The organism is Nocardioides sp. Root1257 (genome assembly GCF_001425175.1).
Classification (GTDB): Bacteria; Actinomycetota; Actinomycetes; order Propionibacteriales; family Nocardioidaceae; genus Nocardioides.
On sequence record NZ_LMDV01000001.1, the window covers coordinates 174,617 to 196,475 of the forward strand.

Annotated in this window: 18 protein-coding genes and 1 tRNA gene; 12 read left to right on the forward strand and 7 right to left on the reverse strand. The window is 71.1% G+C overall.

All coding sequences use genetic code 11. The features are described from left to right. Positions 1-27 precede the first annotated feature (27 nt). Together fadD1 and ASC77_RS00855 are read left to right on the forward strand one after the other, a co-directional pair. A complete protein-coding gene (gene fadD1 / locus ASC77_RS00850) occupies positions 28-1,617 on the forward strand; it encodes a fatty-acid--CoA ligase FadD1 (protein ID WP_056147609.1) in 1,590 nt (529 codons plus the stop codon). Between the two features lie 93 nt (positions 1,618-1,710). After that, positions 1,711-3,159: an LCP family protein gene (locus ASC77_RS00855; RefSeq protein ID WP_156390861.1), complete on the forward strand. Its 1,449-nt coding sequence runs from the start codon at positions 1,711-1,713 to the stop codon at positions 3,157-3,159. A gap of 21 nt (positions 3,160-3,180) precedes the next feature. Here ASC77_RS00855 and ASC77_RS00860 read toward each other — a convergent pair whose 3' ends face one another. Then, positions 3,181-4,941, reverse strand: coding sequence for a CHAP domain-containing protein (locus ASC77_RS00860; protein WP_056147614.1), 1,761 nt, complete (start codon positions 4,939-4,941; stop codon positions 3,181-3,183). A gap of 157 nt (positions 4,942-5,098) precedes the next feature. Next, positions 5,099-5,184, reverse strand: a tRNA-Leu gene (locus tag ASC77_RS00865). Between the two features lie 79 nt (positions 5,185-5,263). Between ASC77_RS00865 and ASC77_RS00870 the strand changes: the two genes are divergently transcribed. Beyond that, positions 5,264-6,586 carry a M20/M25/M40 family metallo-hydrolase gene (locus tag ASC77_RS00870; protein WP_056147616.1) on the forward strand — a complete coding sequence of 441 codons (1,323 nt, stop codon included), beginning with the start codon at positions 5,264-5,266 and terminating at the stop codon, positions 6,584-6,586. Positions 6,587-6,698: 112 nt separating this feature from the next. Here the strand turns inward: ASC77_RS00870 and ASC77_RS00875 are convergent, their stop codons facing one another. Beyond that, complete coding sequence (locus ASC77_RS00875; protein WP_056147619.1) at positions 6,699-6,929, reverse strand: DUF5703 family protein; 231 nt, start codon at positions 6,927-6,929, stop codon at positions 6,699-6,701. Between the two features lie 13 nt (positions 6,930-6,942). Continuing rightward, positions 6,943-7,890: an aldo/keto reductase gene (locus ASC77_RS00880; protein WP_056147620.1), complete on the reverse strand. Its 948-nt coding sequence runs from the start codon at positions 7,888-7,890 to the stop codon at positions 6,943-6,945. A gap of 74 nt (positions 7,891-7,964) precedes the next feature. Between ASC77_RS00880 and ASC77_RS00885 the strand changes: the two genes are divergently transcribed. Further along, positions 7,965-8,789 (forward strand): undecaprenyl-diphosphate phosphatase, encoded by an 825-nt coding sequence (locus tag ASC77_RS00885; RefSeq protein ID WP_056147623.1) that lies wholly within the window; start codon positions 7,965-7,967, stop codon positions 8,787-8,789. Between the two features lie 10 nt (positions 8,790-8,799). On the opposite strand, the gene corA is transcribed toward ASC77_RS00885, so the two are convergent. Then, positions 8,800-9,771, reverse strand: a complete 972-nt coding sequence (gene corA / locus ASC77_RS00890) for a magnesium/cobalt transporter CorA (RefSeq protein ID WP_056147626.1) — start codon at positions 9,769-9,771, stop codon at positions 8,800-8,802. Between the two features lie 32 nt (positions 9,772-9,803). Here corA and ASC77_RS00895 point away from each other — a divergent pair, with 32 nt between their 5' ends. The 4 genes from ASC77_RS00895 to mshC are packed head-to-tail and all read left to right on the forward strand — an operon-like array spanning position 9,804 to position 13,167. After that, positions 9,804-10,523, forward strand: coding sequence for a histidine phosphatase family protein (locus ASC77_RS00895; protein WP_056147629.1), 720 nt, complete (start codon positions 9,804-9,806; stop codon positions 10,521-10,523). Between the two features lie 9 nt (positions 10,524-10,532). After that, positions 10,533-11,123 carry a DUF3090 domain-containing protein gene (locus ASC77_RS00900; RefSeq protein ID WP_056147632.1) on the forward strand — a complete coding sequence of 197 codons (591 nt, stop codon included), beginning with the start codon at positions 10,533-10,535 and terminating at the stop codon, positions 11,121-11,123. A 7-nt stretch (positions 11,124-11,130) separates the two neighbouring features. After that, a complete protein-coding gene (locus tag ASC77_RS00905; protein ID WP_082574372.1) occupies positions 11,131-11,904 on the forward strand; it encodes an SCO1664 family protein in 774 nt (257 codons plus the stop codon). Positions 11,905-11,928: 24 nt separating this feature from the next. Then, positions 11,929-13,167 (forward strand): cysteine--1-D-myo-inosityl 2-amino-2-deoxy-alpha-D-glucopyranoside ligase, encoded by a 1,239-nt coding sequence (mshC, locus tag ASC77_RS00910; RefSeq protein WP_056147634.1) that lies wholly within the window; start codon positions 11,929-11,931, stop codon positions 13,165-13,167. Positions 13,168-13,277: 110 nt separating this feature from the next. On the opposite strand, the gene ASC77_RS00915 is transcribed toward mshC, so the two are convergent. Continuing rightward, positions 13,278-14,126: a PAC2 family protein gene (locus ASC77_RS00915; RefSeq protein WP_056147638.1), complete on the reverse strand. Its 849-nt coding sequence runs from the start codon at positions 14,124-14,126 to the stop codon at positions 13,278-13,280. A 217-nt stretch (positions 14,127-14,343) separates the two neighbouring features. Between ASC77_RS00915 and metH the strand changes: the two genes are divergently transcribed. Both metH and ASC77_RS00925 read left to right on the forward strand, forming a co-directional pair. Next, positions 14,344-18,006, forward strand: coding sequence for a methionine synthase (gene metH, locus ASC77_RS00920; RefSeq protein WP_200944903.1), 3,663 nt, complete (start codon positions 14,344-14,346; stop codon positions 18,004-18,006). Beyond that, positions 17,999-18,661, forward strand: coding sequence for an HAD family hydrolase (locus ASC77_RS00925; protein ID WP_056147644.1), 663 nt, complete (start codon positions 17,999-18,001; stop codon positions 18,659-18,661). Before metH ends, ASC77_RS00925 begins: the two co-directional genes overlap by 8 nt. A 94-nt stretch (positions 18,662-18,755) precedes the next feature. On the opposite strand, the gene ASC77_RS00930 is transcribed toward ASC77_RS00925, so the two are convergent. Beyond that, on the reverse strand, positions 18,756-19,646 hold the full coding sequence (locus ASC77_RS00930) for a RecB family exonuclease (RefSeq protein WP_235547378.1): 891 nt from the start codon (positions 19,644-19,646) through the stop codon (positions 18,756-18,758). 50 nt (positions 19,647-19,696) lie between these two features. On the opposite strand from ASC77_RS00930, the gene ASC77_RS00935 reads away from it, so the two are divergent. Together ASC77_RS00935 and ASC77_RS00940 are read left to right on the forward strand one after the other, a co-directional pair. Next, positions 19,697-20,833, forward strand: a complete 1,137-nt coding sequence (locus tag ASC77_RS00935) for a site-2 protease family protein (protein ID WP_056147647.1) — start codon at positions 19,697-19,699, stop codon at positions 20,831-20,833. 91 nt (positions 20,834-20,924) lie between these two features. After that, positions 20,925-21,830, forward strand: coding sequence for a tRNA (adenine-N1)-methyltransferase (locus ASC77_RS00940; RefSeq protein ID WP_056149718.1), 906 nt, complete (start codon positions 20,925-20,927; stop codon positions 21,828-21,830). The last annotated feature ends 29 nt before the right edge of the window (positions 21,831-21,859 follow it).

Genomic DNA, 21,859 nt, shown 5'->3' on the forward strand with positions numbered 1-21,859 from the left:
CGTGTCAACTTGGGAGAGGGAGGCGACGTGGCCGAGACGGTCCAGCAGCTGCTGCGCGAGCGCGCGGAGGACGACAACACGGCGGTGCGGTACGGCGAGGAGAGCTGGACCTGGCGCGAGCACGTCGCTGACGCGTCCGCCGTCGCGTCCGCACTGCTCGGCGCCGCCGACGCCGAGCGGCCGATGCACATCGCCAGCCTGCTGGGGAACACCCCCGACATGCTGCGGATGATGGCGGCCGCCGGCCTGGGCGGATACACGCTCTGCGGGATCAACAACACCCGGCGTGGGGAGGGGCTGCTCAAGGACATCCGGCGGGCCGACTGCCAGCTCCTCGTCACCGACGCCGAGCACCGGCCGCTCCTCGACGGGCTGGACCTCAGCGGGGTCCGGGTGCTCGACACCTCGACGCCCGAGTGGACCTCACTGGTGGCCGAGGCGGGTCCGCTCACGCCGTACCGCGAGGTCGAGGCCATGGACACGTTCATGATGATCTTCACCTCCGGGACCAGCGGCGACCCCAAGGCCGTGCAGGTCAACCACCTCATGGTGCTCTTCTCCGGGCTCAACCTGCAGGGCCGCTTCGAGCTCGGCGCGGACGACGTCTGCTACGTCGCGATGCCGCTCTTCCACTCGAACGCCGTCGTGGCCGGCTGGAGCCCCGCGGTGTGCGCCGGCGCCACGATCGTGCCGGCGAAGTTCAGCGCATCCCGGTTCCTCGAGGACGTCCGCCGGTACGGCGTCACGTACATGAACTACGTCGGCAAGCCGCTCGCCTACGTGCTCGCCACGCCCGAGCTGCCCGACGACGCCGACAACACCCTGCGGGTGGCCTTCGGCAACGAGGCGAGCGACCGCGACATCGACGAGTTCAGCCGCCGCTTCGGCTGCGCCGTCTGGGACGGGTTCGGCTCCACGGAGCTGGCCGTGATCATCACCCGTGAGCCCGGCACGCCGCTGGGGTCGATCGGCAAGGGGTTCGACGGGGTGGCGATCTACGACTCCGAGACCGTCACGGAGTGTGCCGTCGCCGTCTTCGACGAGCACGGCGCACTCACCAACGCGGACGAGGCGACGGGGGAGCTGGTCAACACCCAGGGCGCCGGCTACTTCAACGGCTACTACAACGACCAGAGCGCCAACGACGAGCGGATGCGGCACGGGATGTACTGGTCCGGCGACCTCGCCTACCGCGACGCCGACGGCTGGATCTACCTCGCCGGGCGGACCGCGGACTGGATGCGGGTCGACGGCGAGAACCTCGCTGCCGCACCGATCGAGCGGATCTTCCTCCGGCTGCCGTCGGTCAACCGGATCGCCGTGTACGCCGTGCCCGACGAGCACGTCGGCGACCAGGTGATGGCGGCGATCGTGCTCCAGGACGACGCCACGCTCTCGCCCGCCGAGCTCGAGGAGTTCCTCGGCCAGCAGCCCGACCTGTCGGCGAAGGCCTGGCCCCGCTACGTGCGGATCGCCGCCGACCTGCCCAGCACGGCCACCAACAAGGTGCTCAAGCGGGAGCTCGCGGCCGAGGGTGCGAGTGCGGGCGACGGGGTCCTCTGGACGCGGGACCCGCGGGGGACGTCGTACGCCGTCGCCGGAGGCGTCCCCGTCTGAGCCGATGATGCGCGGGAACGCTCCCGCTCGTTGGTATCTTCTCCCCGGGAAACGACCGGAGGGGTGCGCATGGCGGTGACCGTGGGACCTCCCATGCCCCTGCCCACCGACCGTTCCGGCAAGCACCGGGCCGCGCGCGAGCGCGAGTTCCGGCGGGCCAAGACCCTCGGCGGCGCCCTCGGCATCACCGTGCTGGGCGCGGCCCTGCCGGGCGCCGGCTACCTGTGGACCGGCCGCCGGCTCGGGTACGCCGTCCTGGTCCCGTTCCTGGCCGGTGTCGCCCTGACGGCGTACTACTTCGGCGACCTGCACCACGCGGCCGACCTCGCGTTCGACCCCGCCAGGCTCCAGGTCGCTCAGGTCGGGTTCGTCGCGCTGCTGGCGGTCTGGATCTTCGTCGTCGCGACGACCTACCTGATGGTCCGCCCGATCCCCATGCCGATCATCGAGAAGGGCCTGGGCGTGATCGTCGTGGCCCTGCTCTGCATCCTCGGCAGCATCCCCGCCGTCCAGGCCGTGCGGATCGCTCACAGCCAGGCCGACCTCGTCAACAGCGTCTTCGACGGTGAGAACACCGCGACCGCGCCCGACGACGTCACCGAGGAGGACCCGTGGGGCGGGCGGCAGCAGGTCAACGTGCTGCTCCTGGGCGGTGACGGGGGAGTCGGGCGGACCGGTATCCGCACCGACTCGGTGATCCTGCTGAGCATGAACACCAAGACCGGCAAGTCGGTGATGTTCAGCCTGCCCCGCAACATGATGAACGCGCAGTTCCCCGACGGCAGCCCGCTGCACGACGCCTTCCCCGACGGCTTCCGGAGCCCGGACGGCTCGGACCCCGGCAACTGGATGCTCAACGCGGTCTACAGCCAGGTGCCGGCGCTCTACCCGCACATCCTCGGCAAGTCCGAGAACGAGGGCGCGGACGCCGTGAAGCAGGCGGTCGCCGGCAGCCTCGGCACCCACGTCGACTACTACGTGCTGATCAACCTGCTGGGCTTCCAGCAGCTCGTCGACGCGATCGGCGGAGTCACGGTCAACATCAACGAGCCGATCGCGATCAACGGCAACACCGACGCGGGCATCCCGCCGACCGGCTACCTCGAGCCGGGCCCCGACCAGCACCTCGACGGGTTCCACGCCCTCTGGTACTCGCGCGGCCGCTGGGGCTCCGACGACTACAAGCGGATGCTGCGCCAGCGGTGCATGGTGGACGCGCTCGTCGAGGCCGCGGATCCGCTCACCGTGCTGCGGCGCTACCAGGCGCTCGCCTCGGCCGGCAAGGAGATCCTGCGGACCGACGTACCGCGCGAGCTGATGCCCGCCTTCGTCGACCTGGCCATGAAGGTCAAGGAGCGGCCGCTGAAGTCGATGGCGTTCGTGTCCTCGGACAAGTTCTTCTCGGGCGACCCGGACTACGCCTGGATGCAGTCCGTCGTCGACAAGGCGCTCGCGCCGAGGAAGAAGCACTCCGCCGCTCCGGACGCGGACGGCACGCCGGTGAAGACCCAGGACGCCTGCGGGTACGACCCGGTGTCCTGATCCTCGGCGCGCTCGCCGGGATCAGGGGGTGCGGACGATGCCCTTGCGCGCACCGGGCTCGACGGTCCGGCTGCCTCGGTAGACGAGGCTCAGCACGCGCTTGGCCTTCGCCATCCCGGTGATCCGCACCCGCGCCACGCCGTGGTGGAGCACGACCGCCTGGCGGAAGCCGCCCTGCAGCCGGACCAGGACCGTCCCGTCGACCTGGCTGACGTACGGCGCGCTCACCGTGATCGTCAGCCGGACGGCGTGCTTGCCCCGCAGCTGCTGGACCTTGAGCCGCGGCGTCGAGCGCACGAGCGCGGTCGCCGGGGTCGCCTTCGTGGTCGTCGTGTAGCCCGCGCGGCTGATCGTGATGCTGGTCGACATGCGGGCGCCCAGGTCGGCCGCCGTGAGCTGGTACGTCGGGCCGGTCGCGTTGAGGACCGGCTGACCGTTGCGCAGCCACTGGATCGCGACACTCGCGTCGCTCGGCCGGTAGGCGCCCGGGTCCACGGTCAGCACCTGGCCCGGCCTCGTGACGCCGCTGGTCGACGGGGTCCGGAGGGTCTTGATGTTGCCGGGGGCGACGGCGGCGGTGACGGGGGTCGAGACGGTGACGGGGTCGTAGTAGGCCCGGTTGGCGGTGATCGTCGCGGAGATCGCGCGCCCGGCGAGCTCGGGGGCGAGCTTGAGGGTCGAGCCGACCGCGCCGCTGATCGGCTGGCCGTCGGCGTACCACTGCACGGTCGTGCTGTCCGGAGTGACGTTCCAGGCGCCCTGGGAGAGGGACAGCGTCGCCGTGACCTGCAGCTTGCCGCTGATCGACGGCGCCGTGGTGCTCGAGAGCACGCCGGGGAGGACCGCCGGGGTCGCCACGGAGGTGGCGGCCGCCTTCGTCGAGTAGCCGGCCTTGGCCGCGGTCGTGCGGACCTTGATCGTCCGCCCGAGGAGGCTGCCGTCGAGGGTCAGCGTCGACTTGGTGGCGCTCGGGATGGCGACGCCGTTGGCGTACCACTGGTAGCTGACCTTGGCGTCGGTCGGGTTCCAGGTGCCGGCGGTGGCCTTCAGGACGGCGCCGACCTTGGCGATGCCGGAGACAACGGGGGCAGCCTTGTTGACCAGCTTGAGGTCGTTGAAGTGCACGAAGCCGCTGGGCCAGTTGCCGCTCGCCCTGGTGACGACGGCCCAGGAGAAGTCACCGCCCCAGCTGTCCTGCGAGATGATGATCTCGTCGGCGGAGACGACCTTCTCGACGTACGCGACGTGCCCGGCCGAGCCGGCGGGGCCCGTGTTGGCCTTCCACCAGGCGACCGCGCCGACGGCGGGCGTGCGGTCGGTCAGGGAGGGGACCGAGGTGCCCCAGTACGTCGCGTTGCCGCCGCCGGACCAGGGCCGCTGGTTGGGGAGCCCGCTGGCGACCATGCGGTAGGCGGCGTAGTTGGTGCAGTTGTGGCCGGAGTACATCCGCCAGTACATCTTGTTGCTGACCGCGGCGTACCCGCCCGAGCCCATGCCGGCCTGCCCGCACGCCTTGTAGCCCACGCACAGGTAGGAGCTGCGCGCGAACACCGCGCGCGACTTCGTCAGACCGTCGGCGGCGGCCCGGTTCTCCCGCGCCAGCATCGCCGCCTTGCCGCTCGCCCGATCGTGCTTCGGCGTCGCGTGCTTCGGCTGGTGGTGCTTCGGCACCGCGTGCTTCGGCGCCGCGACGGCCGCGGGGGCGAACGCCAGCAGGCCGCCGACCAGGGCTGCCGATGTAGCAGCGATCAGCGGCGCACGCAGGCGGGACCGGAGCGACACGGGTGGGAGTCTAGGGACAAAAGAGCCCTCGTGGGAACGATGTGACGCAAATTGTCAAGCGACACGCCCGAGTGCGTTGGTTAAATGACATGGCTGTGATTCGTCGTGATCGTGCCGGAAATGAAGAAAAGGCCCCGTGGAGCCGGGGCCTTTCCAGTGTCCGAGGGGGGACTTGAACCCCCACGCCCTAATACGGGCACTAGCACCTCAAGCTAGCGCGTCTGCCAATTCCGCCACCCGGACGAGTGCGGTGGAAGATTAGCAAAGGGTCGGCCGAACTCCCGCATCGGCACCCCCCTCGTGCCGGTGACATGCTGGGGCCATGACGGACACGCGTGTGGACCCTGCCGGCGAGGTCGTCGAGCTCTGCCGCGACCTGATCCGGATCGACACCTCGAACTACGGCAGCGACGAGGGCCCGGGGGAGCGGAAGGCGGCCGAGTACGTCGCCACGCTGCTCGACGAGGTCGGGATCGAGTCGCGGCTCTACGAGTCCGAGGCCGGCCGGACCTCGGTCGTGGCGCAGTGGGGCGGCTCCGGCTCCGACGCCTCCTCGGACCGGGGCGGGCTGCTGCTGCACGGCCACCTCGACGTCGTACCGGCCGCCGCCGAGGACTGGCAGGTGGACCCGTTCTCCGGCGAGGTCCAGGACGGCTACGTGTGGGGACGGGGCGCCGTCGACATGAAGGACTTCGACGCGATGCTGTTGTCCGTCGTACGCGCGCGGCAGCGGTCGGGTCGCATCCCCGAGCGGCCGATCACGCTGTGCTTCACCGCCGACGAGGAGGCCGGCGGCCACCTCGGCGCCGAGGTGCTGGTCGAGCGGCACGCCGAGGAGCTCGAGGGCTGCACCGAGGCCGTCGGCGAGGTCGGCGGCTTCAGCGCGACCGTGCGCGGCCGGCGCGTGTACCTGATCGAGGCGGCCGAGAAGGGGATGGCCTGGATGCGGCTCACCGCCCGCGGCCGCGCCGGCCACGGCTCGATGATCAACCACGAGAACGCCGTCACGTCGCTGGCGGGCGCCGTCGCCCGGATCGGTGCGCACGACTGGCCGGTGCGGCTCACCCCGGCGATGCGGACCCTGCTCGCCTCGATCGGCGAGCTGGCCGGCACCGAGGCGACCCCCGAGAACGCCGAGGCGCTGGTGGAGGAGTTCGGGGGAGCGGCCCGGATGATGGGCGCCGTCATCCGCAACACCTGCAACCCGACGATGCTCGGCGCCGGCTACAAGGTCAACGTCATCCCGACCGAGGCCACCGCGCACGTCGACGGCCGCTTCCTGCCGGGCTACGAGGACGAGTTCTTCGCGACGCTGGCCGAGCTGGTCGGCGACGACATCTCGATCGAGTACGTCTCCAACCAGCCGCCCTGGGAGACGCCGTACGACGGCGCCCTGGTCGACGCGATGACCCGCTCGATCCTCGCCGAGGACGACGAGGCGATCGTCGCGCCGTACCTGATGAGCGGCGGCACCGACGCCAAGCACTTCCGCAAGCTCGGGATGCGGTCCTACGGCTTCGCGCCGCTGCGCCTGCCCGCCGACCTGGACTTCACGGCGCTCTTCCACGGCGTCGACGAGCGCGTCCCCGTCGACGCCCTCGAGTTCGGTGCGCGGGTCTTCGACCGGTTCCTCGACGACGTCTGAGGGGCCTGCCGAGGCCTCCGCTCGGCCCTCCGGCTGCGACGTTTGGTCACCAAGCGCAGAGCGGGAACGCTCCCATGCACGGTTGGTGACCAAACGGCGAAGCCGGCGAGTGTCAGATGTAGTAGAAGTCCGGCCGCGTCTGGCGGATGATCTTGCGGCGCAGCACCACCCGGCGGGTGCCGTCGGGGCCGATCCGGACCCGGTCGAGCTCCCATCCGCCGTGCTCGGCGCGCTCGACGAGCAGCTTGCGGACGACGTTGCGCGAGTACTCCCGCGAGAACGTCACCTTGTCGAACTCCCACTCCACCCCCGGAGCGGGCGGTCGGCGCAACGCACGGCTCATCGATGGGCTCCCCTCAGTCTGCTGACACGTCGTCCAGGGCGGCGATGATCTCGGGGGGCAGGCTCAGCTCCTCGACGCCGAGCGCCCCGCGCAGCTGGGCAGCGGTGCGCGCGCCGACGATCGGCGCGGTGACGCCGGGTCGGTCGCGCACCCACGTGAGGGCCACCTCGAGCGCCGAGAGGCCGAGGCCGTCGGCGGCGCGGGCGACGGCCTCGACGATGCCGGCGCCCCGCTCGTCGAGGTACGGACCGACGAAGTTGGAGAAGTGGGTCGACGCGGCCCGCGAGTCCGACGGCGTCCCCGACCGGTACTTGCCGGTCAGCACGCCCCGCCCCAGCGGCGACCACGGCAGTACGCCGAGGCCGAGCGCCGCCGCGGCCGGCAGGACCTCGTGCTCGACCGCCCGGTTGAGCAGCGAGTACTCGACCTGGGTGCTCGCCAGCGGCGTACGACCCGGTACGGCGCGCTGCCAGGTCGCGGCCTGGGCGGTCTGCCAGCCGGTGTAGTTCGAGACGCCGACGTACGACGCGCGTCCGCTGGTGACCGCCTGGTCCAGCGCGGCCAGCGTCTCCTCGAGCGGGGTGTCGTCGGACCAGATGTGCACCTGCCACAGGTCGACGTGCTCGACACCGAGTCGGCGCAGGGAGGCGTCCAGCGTCGCGAGCAGGTGACCGCGTGAGGTGTCGTAGGTCCGGCCGCCGTTGCGGGCGCTGATCCCGGCCTTGGTGGCGAGCACGACCTCGTCCCGCGAGACCACGTCGCCGATGAGGGATCCGACGAGCTCCTCGGAGGCGCCGTTGCCGTAGCCGGCTGCCGTGTCCACCAGGGTGCCGCCGGCCTCGGCGAACGCGATCAGCTGGTCGCGCGCCTCGTGCTCGTCGGTGTCGCGTCCCCACGTCATCGTGCCCAGGCCGAGCCGGGACACTGTCAGGCCGGTCGCGCCGACTCGCCGCTGCTGCATGCGGACAAATTAGTCGGAGCGCCCACGCGGGGCGGCCCCGGCACGCCACATGGACGCCCGTAGGATTCCGCGACGTGGTCGACTATCTCCAGGCAGTGGTCCTCGGCGTCATCCAGGGCCTGACCGAGTTCCTGCCGATCTCGAGCAGCGCCCACCTCCGGATCCTCCCCGAGGTCTTCGGCTGGGGCGACCCGGGTGCCGCGTTCACCGCAGTCATCCAGATCGGCACCGAGCTGGCCGTGCTCATCTTCTTCTGGCGCGACATCTGGCGGATCGCCGTCACCTGGGTGAAGTCGCTGTTCCGACCGGAGTACCGCGGCCAGCTGGACGCCCGGATGGGCTGGTTCATCATCCTGGGCTCGCTGCCCATCGTCGTGCTCGGCGTCGCGCTCAAGGACGTCATCGAGAGCGACTTCCGCAGCCTCTGGATCATCGGGACGACGCTCATCGTCGGCGGCATCGTGCTCGGGATCGCCGACCGCGTCGGCGGCACCGAGAAGACGCTCAAGCAGCTCGGCCTGCGGGACGCGGTGCTGATGGGCCTCGCCCAGGCACTCGCGCTGATCCCGGGCGTCTCCCGGTCCGGCGCCACCCTGTCGATGGGCCGCTTCCTCGGCTACGAGCGCGAGACGGCCACGCGCTACGCGTTCCTGCTCGCCATCCCGGCGGTCATCGGCGCCGGCGTCTTCGAGCTCAAGGACGTGCCCAACGGCGACAACCTCTACGGCTGGGGCCCGACCATCCTGGCGACGGTCGTCTCCTTCGTCGTCGGGTACGCCGCGATCGCGTGGCTGCTGCGCTTCGTCAGCACGCACTCCTTCACGCCGTTCGTGATCTACCGGATCGCCCTCGGCGCGGGCACCCTGATCCTGGTCGCGACGGGCGTCATCGCGGCCTAGGCGATCGGGGCTACAGCCAACCCGAACGCTTGAACAGCACCCACAGCCCGCCCGCCGCGGCCGCCATGAGCAGCAGCGCGAACGGGTACCCGTAGGTCCAGTCGAGCTCGGGCATGTGCCGGAAGTTCATGCCGTAGACGCCGGCGATCAGGGTCGGGACGACGATCAGCGCGGCGCCGGCCGAGATCTTGCGCATGTCGTCGTTCTGCTGCACCGAGATCTGCGCCAGGTGGGCGTCGAACGCCGTCGACAGCAGGGCGTCCAGCGCGTCCACGGTCTCAGCCGCTCGGGCCAGGTGGTCCGCGACGTCGCGGAAGAACGGCGTCGCCTCCTCCGGCACGGCCGGGATGTCGCCGCTCGCCAGCCTGGCGACGGGCTCACGCAGGGGCAGCACGGCGCGCCGTACCTCGGCGATCTCGCGCTTGAGCACGTAGATGCGCGCGGAGTCGTTGGTGCGGTCGGCGGAGAAGACCGACGTCTCGATCTCGTCGACGTCGATGACGAGCTCGTCGGCGACGTCGAGGTACTCGTCGACGACCCGGTCGATCACGGCGTACAGCACCCCGCCCGGGCCGTGGCTGAGGACCTGACGGCTGTGCTCGAGCTCCGAGCGGGCCGAGTGCAGCTCGTTGCCCTGCCCGTGGCGGACGGTGACCACAAAGCCTGCGCCCACGAACATGGCGATCTCACCGGTCTCGACGGCGTCCTCCGCGTCGACGTACCAGAGCGTCTTGATCACCAGGAAGACCATGTCGCCGAACCGCTCCAGCTTCGGCCGCTGGTGCGGCTGCACGGCGTCCTCGACCGCCAGCGGGTGCAGGTCGAAGGCCTCGGCAACGTCGTGCATCTCGTCCGGCGACGGGTCGTGGAGCCCGATCCAGACGAAGTCGTCGTCACCGGTGGCCTTGGCCGCGAGGTCTCGCCAGTGGGCGTCGTCGTCGGTACGGGTGCCCTCGCGGTAGAGGGCGCAGTCCACGATCACGGGGCCACGCTAGCCCCACTACAGTCGCCGACATGGCAACGGTGATCCTGGTCCGGCACGGGCGTACGACGGCGAACGCGTCCGGGGTGCTGGCCGGCCGGACGCCGGGCGTCCGGCTCGACGAGGTCGGTGCGGCACAGGCGGCGCGCACCGGTGAGCGGCTCGCGGTCGTCCCGCTGGTAGCCGCCGTGACCAGCCCGCTGGAGCGCTGCCGCCAGACCACGAAGGCGATCCTCGCGGCGCAGGCCGCGACGTTGAAGCCGGTCACCGAGCGGGGGCTCTCCGAGGCCGACTACGGCGAGTGGCAGGGCCGGCCGCTCAAAGAGCTGGCCAAGGACAAGCTCTGGCCGACGGTGCAGTCGCAGCCGTCCGCGGTGACGTTCCCGGGCGGCGAGTCGATGGTGGAGATGCAGGCGCGGGCGGTCTCCGCCGTACGCCGGCGCGACGCGGCGCTCGAGGCCGAGCACGGAGCCGGCTCGGTGTGGGTGGCCGTCAGCCACGGCGACCTGATCAAGTCGATCCTGGCGGACGCGCTCGGCATGCACCTGGACCTCTTCCAGCGCCTGAACGTCGACCCGGCGTCGGTCTCGATCATCCGCTACACCGCCGCCCGGCCCTACGTGCTCGCTACCAACACCCACTCGGGCGACCTGTCGTGGCTGGCCCCCAAACCGGCCGCCAAGAAGGCCCGCGGCCGACGTACCGACGACGCAGCGGTTGGCGGGGGCGCCGGCCCTTCGGCCACCGCCTAGGGTGATCGCATGGCTCCACTCGTCCACGGATTCGACCCGCCCGAGCGCTTCGTGGCCGGCACCGTCGGCCCTCCCGGACAGCGCACGTTCTTCCTCCAGGCGCGCGCCGGCGCACGGCTGGTGAGCGTGGCGCTCGAGAAGCAGCAGGTGCAGGCGCTCGCGGAGCGCATCGACGAGCTGCTCGACGAGGTCCTCGCGAGCACCCACGGCGACCCCGCGATCCCCGCGATGGCGCCGCTCGGGCTCGACGACTCCGACCCGCTGGAGCAGCCGATCGAGGAGGAGTTCCGCGCCGGCACGATGACGCTGTCGTGGGACTCGTCCGACGAGCGGCTCGTGATCGAGGTCTTCCCCTACAGCGAGGCCGCGGTCATCACCCCCGAGCAGGTCGCCGACCTCGACGACGAGGACTTCGAGGAGCCCGAGCCGGACGAGGTGTTCCTGGTCCGGATCCCCGCCGGCACCGCCCGGGCGTTCGTGAAGCGCGCCGAGCAGGTGCTCGGTGCCGGGCGACCGGACTGCCCGTTCTGCGGCGGCCCCGTCGACCCCGACGGCCACCTGTGCGTGCGGGCGAACGGCTTCCGGCGCCGGGACCCGTGAGGCCGGCGTGACGGCGGAGCCGGTGCCCGACCTGGTCGGCGCAGAGCTGGAGCTGCGCGGCCGGATCATGCCCGCGTCCAATGCGACGTTCCTCGGCGACATCGGCGGCGTGCAGGTCGTCTACAAGCCGGTCTCCGGCGAGCGGCCGCTGTGGGACTTCCCCGACGGCACCCTCGCGGACCGGGAGCGCGCGGCGTACCTGGTCTCCGAGGCCACGGGCTGGAACGTCGTGCCCGAGACGTGGCTGCGCGACGGCCCGCACGGCCCGGGCATGGTGCAGCGCTGGCAGGAGCCCGACCAGGAGCAGGTCGCGGTGACCCTCGTGCGTGAGGGCGAGGTGCCGGACGGCTGGCGGCACGTGTTCGACGGCATCGACGGGCAGGACCAGCCGGTCTCCCTGATCCACGAGGACACCGAGCCGCTGCGCCGGATGGCCGTCTTCGACATCCTCGTCAACAACGCGGACCGCAAGGGCGGTCACGTGCTCGAGATGACCGACGGGCACCGGTACGGCGTGGACCACGGCGTCACGTTCCACGCCGAGCACAAGCTCCGGACCGTCCTGTGGGGCTGGCTGGGGGAGCCGCTGTCGGCCGAGGAGCTCGCCGGGGTCGAGCGGGTGCGCACCGCGCTGCGCGGCCCGCTCGGCGACGCCCTGGCCCAGCACCTGACGGACTTCGAGATCGACGCGCTGCACCGGCGTACGGCGCGGCTGGCCGAGCGCGCCGTCCTCCCGGCGCCGCGTGGCGAGTGGCCGGCCATCCCGTGGCCGCCCTTCTGATCCTCAGTCGCTAGGCTTCCCGACATGCGAGCGTGGGCTTCTCCGGACATCCCGACCCTGCCGGTGGCAGGCCCGCCGGTGGCGGTGCACGACACGCCGTCGGGTGGGCTGGTCACGACCACCCCGGACGGAGCGGCGCGCATGTACGTCTGCGGCATCACGCCGTACGACGCCACCCACCTGGGGCACGCGAACACCTACGTCGCCTTCGACCTGCTCAACCGTGCGTGGCGCAACGCCGGGCACGAGGTCACCTACGTCCAGAACGTCACCGACGTCGACGACCCCCTGCTGGAGCGCGCCGAGAAGGTGCACGTCGACTGGGTGGAGCTCGCCGAGCGCGAGACCGAGCTGTTCCGCCAGGACATGACAGCGCTGCGGGTCCTCCCGCCCGCCCACTACATCGGTGCGGTCGAGTCGATCCCGCTGGTGGTCGAGCTGATCCGCCGCCTCGAGGAGGCCGGCTCGGTCTACCGGGTCGAGGACGACCTCTACTTCTCGGTGACCGCCGACCCGGCGTTCGGCGCCGAGTCGGGCTGGACCCGCGAGAAGATGCTCGAGTTCTACCCCAACCGCGGCGGAGACCCGGACCGGCCCGGCAAGAAGGACCCGCTCGACTGCGTCGTGTGGCGCGGTGAACGCGAGGGCGAGCCGTCGTGGCCCAGCCCGTGGGGTCCCGGTCGTCCCGGCTGGCACGTCGAGTGCACGGCGATCGCCCAGGAGCACCTCGGCGGCGCCTTCGACGTGCAGGGTGGCGGCAGCGACCTGGTCTTCCCGCACCACGAGATGTGTGCGGGGCATGCCCAGGTCGCCGTACCCGGCACGGCGTTCGCGCAGGTCTACAGCCACGGCGGGATGGTCGGCTACGACGGCGAGAAGATGTCGAAGTCGCGCGGCAACCTGGTCTTCGTGTCCGCGCTGCGCAACAGCGACGTCGACCCGATGGCGATCCGCCTCGCGCTGATGCGGCACCACTACCGCTCCGACTGGGAGTGGGTCGACGACGAGCTCTGGACCGCGGTCGACGACCTCGACCGCTGGCGCCGCGCTCTGTCCCTCGGCGCGGGCGCACCGGCGGCTCCGGTCGTCGCCGAGGTCCTCGCCGCGCTGGCCCAGGACCTGGACGCCCCGACCGCCGTCGCTGCGGTGGACCGCTGGGTGGCCTCCACCCTCGGTACCGACGGCCTCGCCGACACCTCCGACCCCGACGCCGCCGTACAGATCCTGGCGGTCCTCGACGCCGCCCTCGGCCTCGCCCTCTGATCCGACCTGTAATTCGGACGGTGGCTGTCCGGCACACGTTTGGTCACCAAGCGCAGACGGGATCGCTCCCACTCTGTGCTTGGTGACCAAACGTCGCGCGCGCCGAGCCGCTAGTCGTCGTCCTGCCGACGCTTGAGATACCGCTCGAACTCACGGGCGATCGCCTCTCCGGAGGCCTCGGGGAGCTCGGTGGTGTCCCGGGTCTCCTCGAGCGAGCGCACGTAGTCGGCGACGTCCTCGTCCTCCTCGGCCAGCTCGTCGACGCCGCGCTCCCAGGCCCGGGCGTCCTCGGGCAGGTCCTCGAGCGGGATGCTCGCCTCGAGCAGGTCCTCCAGCTGGCCGACCAGGGCCAGCGTCGCCTTCGGGCACGGCGGCTGCGCGACGTAGTGGGGAACTGCGGCCCAGTACGACACGGCCGGGATGTCGAGCTGCACGCAGGCGTCCTGGAAGACGCCGACGATGCCCGTGGGGCCCTCGTACGTCGACTCCTCGAGCTTGAGCCGGTCGACCAGCTCGGCCTCGGTCGCGGTGCCGGTCACCGGGATCGGCCGGGTGTGCGGCGTGTCGGCCAGCAGCGCCCCGAGGGTGACCACCAGCTCCGCGCCCAGCTCGTCGCAGGCCGCGAGCAGCTCCGCGCAGAACCGGCGCCAGCGCATGTTGGGCTCGATCCCGCGGACCAGGATGATGTCGCGGTCGAGCGTCGGCGGCGACGCGATCGCGATCTGCGTGCTCGGCCAGGTGACCCGGCGGTGCCCGTTGACGTCGACACCGACGCTCGGGCGGTTCACCTGGAAGTCGTAGTAGTCCTCCGGGTCGATCGCGCCGACGACGCGGGCGTGCCACACCTTCATCAGGTGGTCGATGGTGGAGGAGGCGGCGTCGGCAGCGTCGTTCCAGCCCTCGAACGCCGCGATGACGATCGGATTCACCAGGCCCGACACGTCCTCGAGTTCGATCACTCCTCCAGCGTAGTCCGCTCGCGGATTTCTGCCGCCCGGACGCTCGGTGTCACGATCTGGGAATCCGTTCCAAGGTGTGGACCGGGTTCCTAGGCTTGACCCCTGGACCGCAGCGCGCGGTCCGAGAGGAGATCCCGTGCCGTCTGGGCAGTCCCCGTCAGCCGAGCTGCGACCCGATGCGACCGCGGAGCTCACCCGCGCGCTCGAGTCCCGGATCATGGTGCTCGACGGAGCGATGGGCACGGCGATCCAGCGCGATCGCCCCGACGAGGCCGGCTACCGCGGCGAGCGGTTCGCGGACTGGCCGAGCGACCTGATCGGCAACAACGACCTACTCACGCTCACCCAGCCCGAGATCATCGCCGGCATCCACCGGGAGTACCTCGAGTCCGGCGCCGAGATCATCGAGACCAACACGTTCAACGCCAACTCGATCTCGCTCGCCGACTACGGGCTGGAGGAGTTCGCGTACGAGCTCAACCTCGAGTCGGCGCGCCTCGCCCGTCGTGAGGCGGACGCCGTCGGCACCCCCGAGCGGCCGCGGTACGTCGCCGGCGCTCTCGGCCCGACCACCCGGACCGCCTCCATCTCGCCGGACGTCAACGACCCGGGCGCGCGCAACGTCACCTACGACGACCTCGTCGCGGCGTACCTCGAGGCCGCCCGCGGCCTGGTCGACGGCGGCGCGGACCTGCTGATGATCGAGACCATCTTCGACACCCTCAACGCGAAGGCCGCGATCTTCGCCGTCGAGACGCTCTTCGAGGAGCACGGGCGCCGCTGGCCGGTCATCATCTCCGGCACCATCACCGACGCCTCCGGCCGCACCCTGTCGGGCCAGGTCACCGAGGCGTTCTGGGACTCGGTGCGGCACGTGCAGCCGCTCGCGGTCGGCCTCAACTGCGCCCTCGGCGCCAAGGAGATGCGCCCCTACATCGCCGAGCTCTCGCGCCTCGCCGACACCTTCGTCTCGTGCTACCCGAACGCCGGGCTGCCCAACGCCTTCGGCGAGTACGACGAGGCGCCGGAGGAGACGTCGGCGATCATCGCCGAGTTCGCCGACAGCGGCTTCGTCAACATCGTCGGCGGCTGCTGCGGCACCACCCCGGCCCACATCGCCGCCATCGCGCGGGCGGTCGACGCCAAGGCACGCCGTACGCCCGCCGAACCGGTCCCGGGCATGCACCTCTCGGGTCTCGAGCCGTTCACGATCGACGACTCCAGCCTCTTCGTGAACGTGGGGGAGCGCACCAACATCACCGGCTCCGCCAAGTTCCGCAACCTGATCAAGGCCGGTGACTACGACACCGGCCTGAGCATCGCGGCGCAGCAGGTCGAGAACGGCGCCCAGGTCATCGACGTCAACATGGACGAGGGCATGATCGACGGGGTCGCGGCCATGGACCGCTTCACCCGTCTGATCGCCAGCGAGCCCGACATCAGCAGGGTCCCGGTCATGATCGACTCCTCCAAGTTCGAGGTGATCGAGGCCGGCCTGAAGAACGTCCAGGGCAAGGCGATCGTCAACTCGATCTCCATGAAGGAGGGCGAGGAGAAGTTCCTCGAGCAGGCCCGCCTGGTGCGCAAGTACGGCGCCGCCGCGGTCGTGATGGCCTTCGACGAGGACGGCCAGGCCGACAACCTCGAGCGCCGCAAGGCGATCTGCGAGCGGGCCTACCGACTCCTCGTCGACGAGGTCGGCTTCCCGGCCGAGGACATCATCTTCGACCCCAACGTCTTCGCGGTCGCGACCGGCATCGAGGAGCACGCGTCGTACGGCCTCGACTTCATCGAGGCCACCCGCTGGATCAAGCAGAACCTTCCGGGTGCCAAGGTCAGCGGCGGCATCTCCAACGTCAGCTTCTCCTTCCGGGGCAACAACCCGGTGCGTGAGGCGATCCACGCCGTCTTCCTCTTCCATGCGATCGAGGCCGGGCTCGACATGGGCATCGTCAACGCGGGTGCCTTGATCCCGTACTCGGAGGTCGAGCCCGAGCTGCGCGATCGGATCGAGGACGTCGTGCTCAACCGGCGCCCCGACGCCGCGGAGCGGCTCCTCGAGATCGCCGAGGAGCACAACAAGGAGGGCGAGGTCGTCGAGGCCGCCGCCGAGGAGTGGCGCTCCCTGCCCGTCGGCGAGCGGATCACGCACGCGCTGGTGAAGGGCCTGGACGCCCACGTCGAGGCCGACACCGAGGAGCTCCGAGAGGAGATCGCCGCCCGCGGGGGCCGGCCGATCGAGGTGATCGAGGGTCCGCTGATGTCCGGGATGGACGTCGTCGGCGACCTGTTCGGCGCGGGCAAGATGTTCCTGCCCCAGGTCGTGAAGTCGGCGCGCGTGATGAAGAAGGCCGTCGCCTACCTGATCCCCTTCATCGAGCAGGAGAAGCTCGACAACCCCGAGCTCGCGACCGTCAAGGAGACCAACGGCACGATCGTGATGGCCACGGTCAAGGGCGACGTCCACGACATCGGCAAGAACATCGTCGGTGTGGTGCTCCAGTGCAACAACTACGAGGTCATCGACCTCGGCGTGATGGTGCCCGCGCAGAAGATCCTCGACGCCGCGCAGGAGCACTCGGCCGACATCATCGGGCTGTCCGGCCTGATCACCCCGTCGCTCGACGAGATGGTCAACCTCGCGTCGGAGATGCAGCGCCAGGGCCTGACGATCCCGCTGCTGATCGGCGGCGCCACCACGTCGCGGGCGCACACCGCAGTGAAGGTCGACCCGAAGTACGACGGCCCGGTCGTCTGGGTGAAGGACGCGTCCCGCTCGGTGCCGACTGCTGCCGCCCTGCTGCACGACGACCGGCGCGCCAAGCTGATGGCGGACGTCAAGGAGGACTACGACTCCCTCCGCACCCGCCACGCCGCCAAGAGCGACCGCAAGCTGATCTCGTACGACGAGGCGCAGCAGCGGGCCACGCCGGTCGACTGGTCGGCGTACGTCCCGCCGGTGCCGCGCGAGCCCGGGGTGCACGTGCTCGACGGCTACCCGATCGCCGACCTGCGCGACTACATCGACTGGCAGCCGTTCTTCAACGCCTGGGAGATGAAGGGCAAGTTCCCCGACATCCTCAACAACCCGGCGAGCGGCGAGGCGGCGCGCAAGCTGTACGACGACGCGCAGGCGATGCTCGACCAGATCATCGCCGAGGACTGGCTGACCGCCCGCGCCGTCTACGGGTTCTTCCCGGCCGCCGGGGACGGTGACGACACGGTCCTCTACACCTCCGAGGACCGCACCGACGTCCGCGCCGTGCTGCACCACCTGCGCCAGCAGGGCGAGCACCGGGAGGGCGTGCCCAACCGGTCGCTGGCCGACTACGTGGCGCCGGTGTCGACCGGGCTCGCCGACCACGTCGGCGGGTTCGCGGTGACCGCGGGCATCGGGCTGCCGGAGCGGGTGCAGAAGTTCCGCGACGAGCTCGACGACTACAACGCGATCCTGATCGAGTCGCTCGCGGACCGGCTCGCCGAGGCGTTCGCCGAGCGGCTGCACCAGCGCGTGCGCACCGAGTTCTGGGGCCACGTCGAGGCCGAGCAGCTCTCGAACGAGGACCTGATCGCCGAGAAGTACTCGGGCATCCGGCCCGCCCCCGGCTACCCCGCCTGCCCCGACCACACCGAGAAGGCGACCCTCTGGGAGCTCCTCGACGTCGAGGCCACCACCGGCATCGCCCTCACCGAGTCGATGGCGATGTGGCCCGGCGCGTCGGTGTCCGGGTGGTACTTCAGCCACCCGCAATCGCAGTACTTCGTGGTCGGTCGCATCGGGCGCGACCAGGTGTCGGCGTACGCCGAGCGCAAGGGCTGGAGCCTCGCCGAGGCCGAGAAGTGGCTGTCCCCGAACCTGGGCTACGACCCGGATGACTGACGTTTCGGCGCCGCGTGCCGTCCTCTGGGACATGGACGGCACCCTGGTGGACACCGAGCCGTACTGGATCGACACCGAGTTCGAGATCGCCGAGCGGCACGGCGGCACCTGGAGTCACGCGCACGCGCTCAACCTGGTGGGCAACGACCTCCTCGACTCCGGCCGCTACATCCGTGAGCACATGGGCATCGAGCCGTCCGCCGAGCAGATCGTCGAGGAGCTCCTCGACGGGGTCGTGGCGCGGGTCGAGCAGGACGTCCCGTGGCGCCCGGGCGCGCGCGAGATGCTCGAGCGGCTGTCGGCGGCGGGTACGCCGTGCGCGCTGGTCACCATGTCCTACCAGCGGTTCGTCGCGCCGATCCTCGCGCAGCTGCCGCCCGAGACCTTCCGCGTCATCGTCACCGGGGACGTCGTGGAGTTCGGCAAGCCGCACCCCGAGCCCTACCTGACCGCCGCCGCCGCACTCGGCCTCGCACCCGGCGACTGCCTCGCGGTCGAGGACTCCAACACCGGCGCCAAGTCGGCCGAGAGCGCCGGGTGCCTCGTGCTCGTCGTCGAGAACCACGTCCCCGTCCTCGCCGGGGAGCGTCGCGTCTTCGCGGAGTCGCTCGTGGGCGTCGACCTGGCCGAGGTCTGGTCGGCGTACCACCGCTGACTGCGTCCTGGCCGTCCCCGCCGTTTGGTCACCAAGCGCAGACGGGATCGCTCCCACCCTGCGCTTGGTGACCAAACGGCGCGCGGCCGACGCGTCAGTCGGGCAGATCCGGCCCCTCGAGGTCGACCGGCTCGGCCCGCGCTGGCAGCGGCGGGGGAGTGCCGCCCCAGGCCGGGCAGATGGCTTGGTGCGCGCACCAGGAGCAGAGCCGGCTCTTGTTGGGGCGCCAGTCCCCGGACTCCTCGGCCAGTCGGACGGCCTGCCAGACGGCCTCGACCTTGCGCTGGGTGGCGAGCAGGTCCCGCTCCTCGGGGACGTAGCGGAGGATCTGGGCGTTGCCGAGGTAGACGAGCTGCAGCATCGCGGGCACCACGCCGCGGGTCTTCCAGATGACCAGGGCGTAGAACTTCATCTGGAAGAGCGCCTTGGCCTCGAACATCTCCGACGGCGCGTTGCCCGACTTGTAGTCGACCACCCGGATCGAGCCGTCGGGAGCGACGTCGATGCGGTCGACGAAGCCGCGGAGCAGCAGCTTGGAGTCGAGCAGCGCCTCGACGTACAGCTCGCGCTCCGCCGGTTCGAGCCGGCTCGGGTCCTCGAGCGAGAAGTAGCGCGACAGCACGGTGCGGCAGTTCGCCAGCCAGGCCGTGATCTCCGGACCGTCGTCGGCACCGAGCATCTCGCGCAGGTCGGGCTCCTGCTCGACGAGCGCCTCCCATGCCGGGACCAGCATCTCGTCGGCGCGTTGCGGGGTGCGCTCGATCGCCGGAAGGTCGAAGAGGTCTTCGAGCACCTTGTGGATCACGGTGCCGCGGACCGCGTCGGGCGAGAACGGCTCCGGGAGCTTGTCGATGGTGCGGAACCGGTACAGCAGGGGACAGCTCATGAAGTCGCCGGCCCGACTCGGCGACAGCGCACCGAGGACGTCGACGCCGTCGACGGGCGTCGACACCCGGATCGCCGGCGACTCCTGCTCCACACCCACGCCGTCACCCTAGGCGAGCCCGCCGACGCTCCCTCGGCTAGCCTCGCTGCGTGCCCGACTCGCCCGCCCGTCCCCGGCCGTCGGGCACCTTCAAGATCGGCACCATCGCGGGCAGCGACGTCCTGGTCTCGTCGTCCTGGTTCGTCGTCGCCGGGCTGATCGCCGTGATCGTCTCGCCGCGGATCGAGGCGTCGTCGCCCGGGATCGGGGCGTGGAAGTACGTCGCCGGCTTCGCCTTCGCGGTGATCCTCTACCTGTCCGTCCTGCTCCACGAGGCGTCGCACGCCCTGATGGCCCGCCGCCTGGGCTTCCCCGTCGGCGACATCACCCTCCACTTCCTCGGCGGCATGACGTCGATCGAGGGGGAGGCCCGCAAGCCGCGCCAGGAGTTCCTGATCGCTGTCGTCGGACCGCTCACGTCCCTGGCCGTGGGCGTGGTGGCGCTGGGTCTCTGGTTCGTCACGCCCGACGGCCTGCTCCTGGTCGCGGTCGAGGGGCTCGCCGGCGCCAACCTCCTCGTCGGGCTCCTCAACCTCGTTCCCGGCCTGCCCCTCGACGGCGGGCGGGTCCTCAAGTCGGCCGTCTGGAAGTTCTCCGGCAACGTCCACCGCGGCACCATCGTCGCCGGATGGGGCGGTCGGGTGACCGCGGTCGCGGCGATCGGCTACCCCCTGGTCCAGTCTCGCCTCACGGGCGTCGACCCGAGCATCCTCGACTTCGGCCTGGCGGTCATCGTTGCCGCCTTCCTGTGGTCCGGCGCCACGGCTGCGATGTCCTCGGCCCGGATCCGAAGCCGGCTGCCGCACCTGGTCGCGCGGACCCTGGCGCGCCGTACCCTCGCCGTCCCCGGCGACCTGCCGCTCGCAGAGGCCGTACGTCGTGCGCAGGAGGCCGAGGCCGGAAGCCTGATCACGGTCACCTCCGCCGGCGAGCCGGTCGGCATCGTCAGCGAGGCGGCGCTCGACGCCACGCCGGAGGAGCGCAGGCCGTGGATCGCGACGTCGGCGGTCGCCCGCTCGCTCGACGACGGGCTCCGTCTTCCTGCCGAGATCGCCGGTGAGGACCTGGTCATGGCGATCACCCGCCACCCTGCCGCCGAGTACCTCCTGGTCGAGGAGGACGGCTCCGTCCTCGGGGTTCTCACCACCGCCGATGTCGATAGGGCCTTCCAGCAGGGCGGCCACTAGTGTTCCGGGGGTGTCCGACACCCCCGACGCCAGCTCGGCAGCCGACCCTGCCGACTCCGCCCCCGACGTAGCCACCCAGGCGTGGTCCGGGGTGCACCGCGGCCCACTGCGAGCCGGGGAGTGGGTACGGCTGCTGGACGGCAAGGGCCGGCGCCACAACATCTGCCTGGAGCCCGGGAAGACGTTCCACACCAACCGCGGCGGGATGTCGCACGACGACCTGATCGGCCGCGAAGAGGGATTCACGATCACCTCGACCTCGGGCGGCGAGTATCTCGTGTTCCGTCCGCTGCTCTCCGAGTTCGTGGTCTCGATGCCGCGCGGGGCTGCCGTCGTCTACCCGAAGGACGCCGCGCAGATCGTCGCGTTCGCGGACATCTTCCCGGGCGCGCACGTCGTCGAGGCCGGTGTCGGGTCGGGTGCCCTGACCTGCTCGCTGCTGCGCGCGGTAGGCCCGTTCGGTCGCGTGTCGTCGTACGAGCGCCGCGAGGAGTTCGCCGACGTCGCCCGCCGCAATGTCGAGCAGTTCTTCGGCGCGCCGGAGGGCGAGACCCACCCGGCGTGGCAGCTGACCGTCGGCGACCTCGCCGAGGCGCTCCCGGCATCCGGCGAGCGCGCCGACCGGATCATCCTCGACATGCTCGCGCCGTGGGAGTGCCTGGACGCCGCCGCCGACGCGCTCTGGCCCGGCGGCATCGTCTGCGCATACGTCGCCACGACCACCCAGCTGTCGCGGTTCGTGGAGACCGTGCGCGTGCACGGCGGGTTCACGGAGCCGCAGGCCTGGGAGTCGCTCGTGCGCGACTGGCACGTCGAGGGTCTCGCGGTGCGGCCCGGCCACAAGATGATCGGGCACACCGCCTTCCTCGTCACCGCCCGCCGGATGGCGCCGGGGGAGAAGGCACCGATGAAGAAGCGTCGGCCGGCTCCGGGCGCGTACGGCGTCGACTACACCGGTCCGCGTCCTGCCGACGTCCCGGACGAGCCTGTCGAGTAGGTCACCGGCTCCGACGTTTGGTCACCAAC

Excerpts from the sequence above, each read along its gene's own strand:
- ASC77_RS00855 (WP_156390861.1), top strand. The coding sequence starts at position 1,711 with ATGCCCCTGCCCACCGACCGTTCCGGCAAGCACCGGGCCGCGCGCGAG.
- ASC77_RS00870 (WP_056147616.1), top strand. The coding sequence starts at position 5,264 with ATGACGGACACGCGTGTGGACCCTGCCGGCGAGGTCGTCGAGCTCTGC.
- ASC77_RS00875 (WP_056147619.1), bottom strand. The coding sequence starts at position 6,929 with ATGAGCCGTGCGTTGCGCCGACCGCCCGCTCCGGGGGTGGAGTGGGAG.
- ASC77_RS00880 (WP_056147620.1), bottom strand. The coding sequence starts at position 7,890 with ATGCAGCAGCGGCGAGTCGGCGCGACCGGCCTGACAGTGTCCCGGCTC.
- ASC77_RS00895 (WP_056147629.1), top strand. The coding sequence starts at position 9,804 with ATGGCAACGGTGATCCTGGTCCGGCACGGGCGTACGACGGCGAACGCG.
- ASC77_RS00900 (WP_056147632.1), top strand. The coding sequence starts at position 10,533 with ATGGCTCCACTCGTCCACGGATTCGACCCGCCCGAGCGCTTCGTGGCC.
- mshC (WP_056147634.1), top strand. The coding sequence starts at position 11,929 with ATGCGAGCGTGGGCTTCTCCGGACATCCCGACCCTGCCGGTGGCAGGC.
- metH (WP_200944903.1), top strand. The coding sequence starts at position 14,344 with ATGGTGCTCGACGGAGCGATGGGCACGGCGATCCAGCGCGATCGCCCC.
- ASC77_RS00925 (WP_056147644.1), top strand. The coding sequence starts at position 17,999 with ATGACTGACGTTTCGGCGCCGCGTGCCGTCCTCTGGGACATGGACGGC.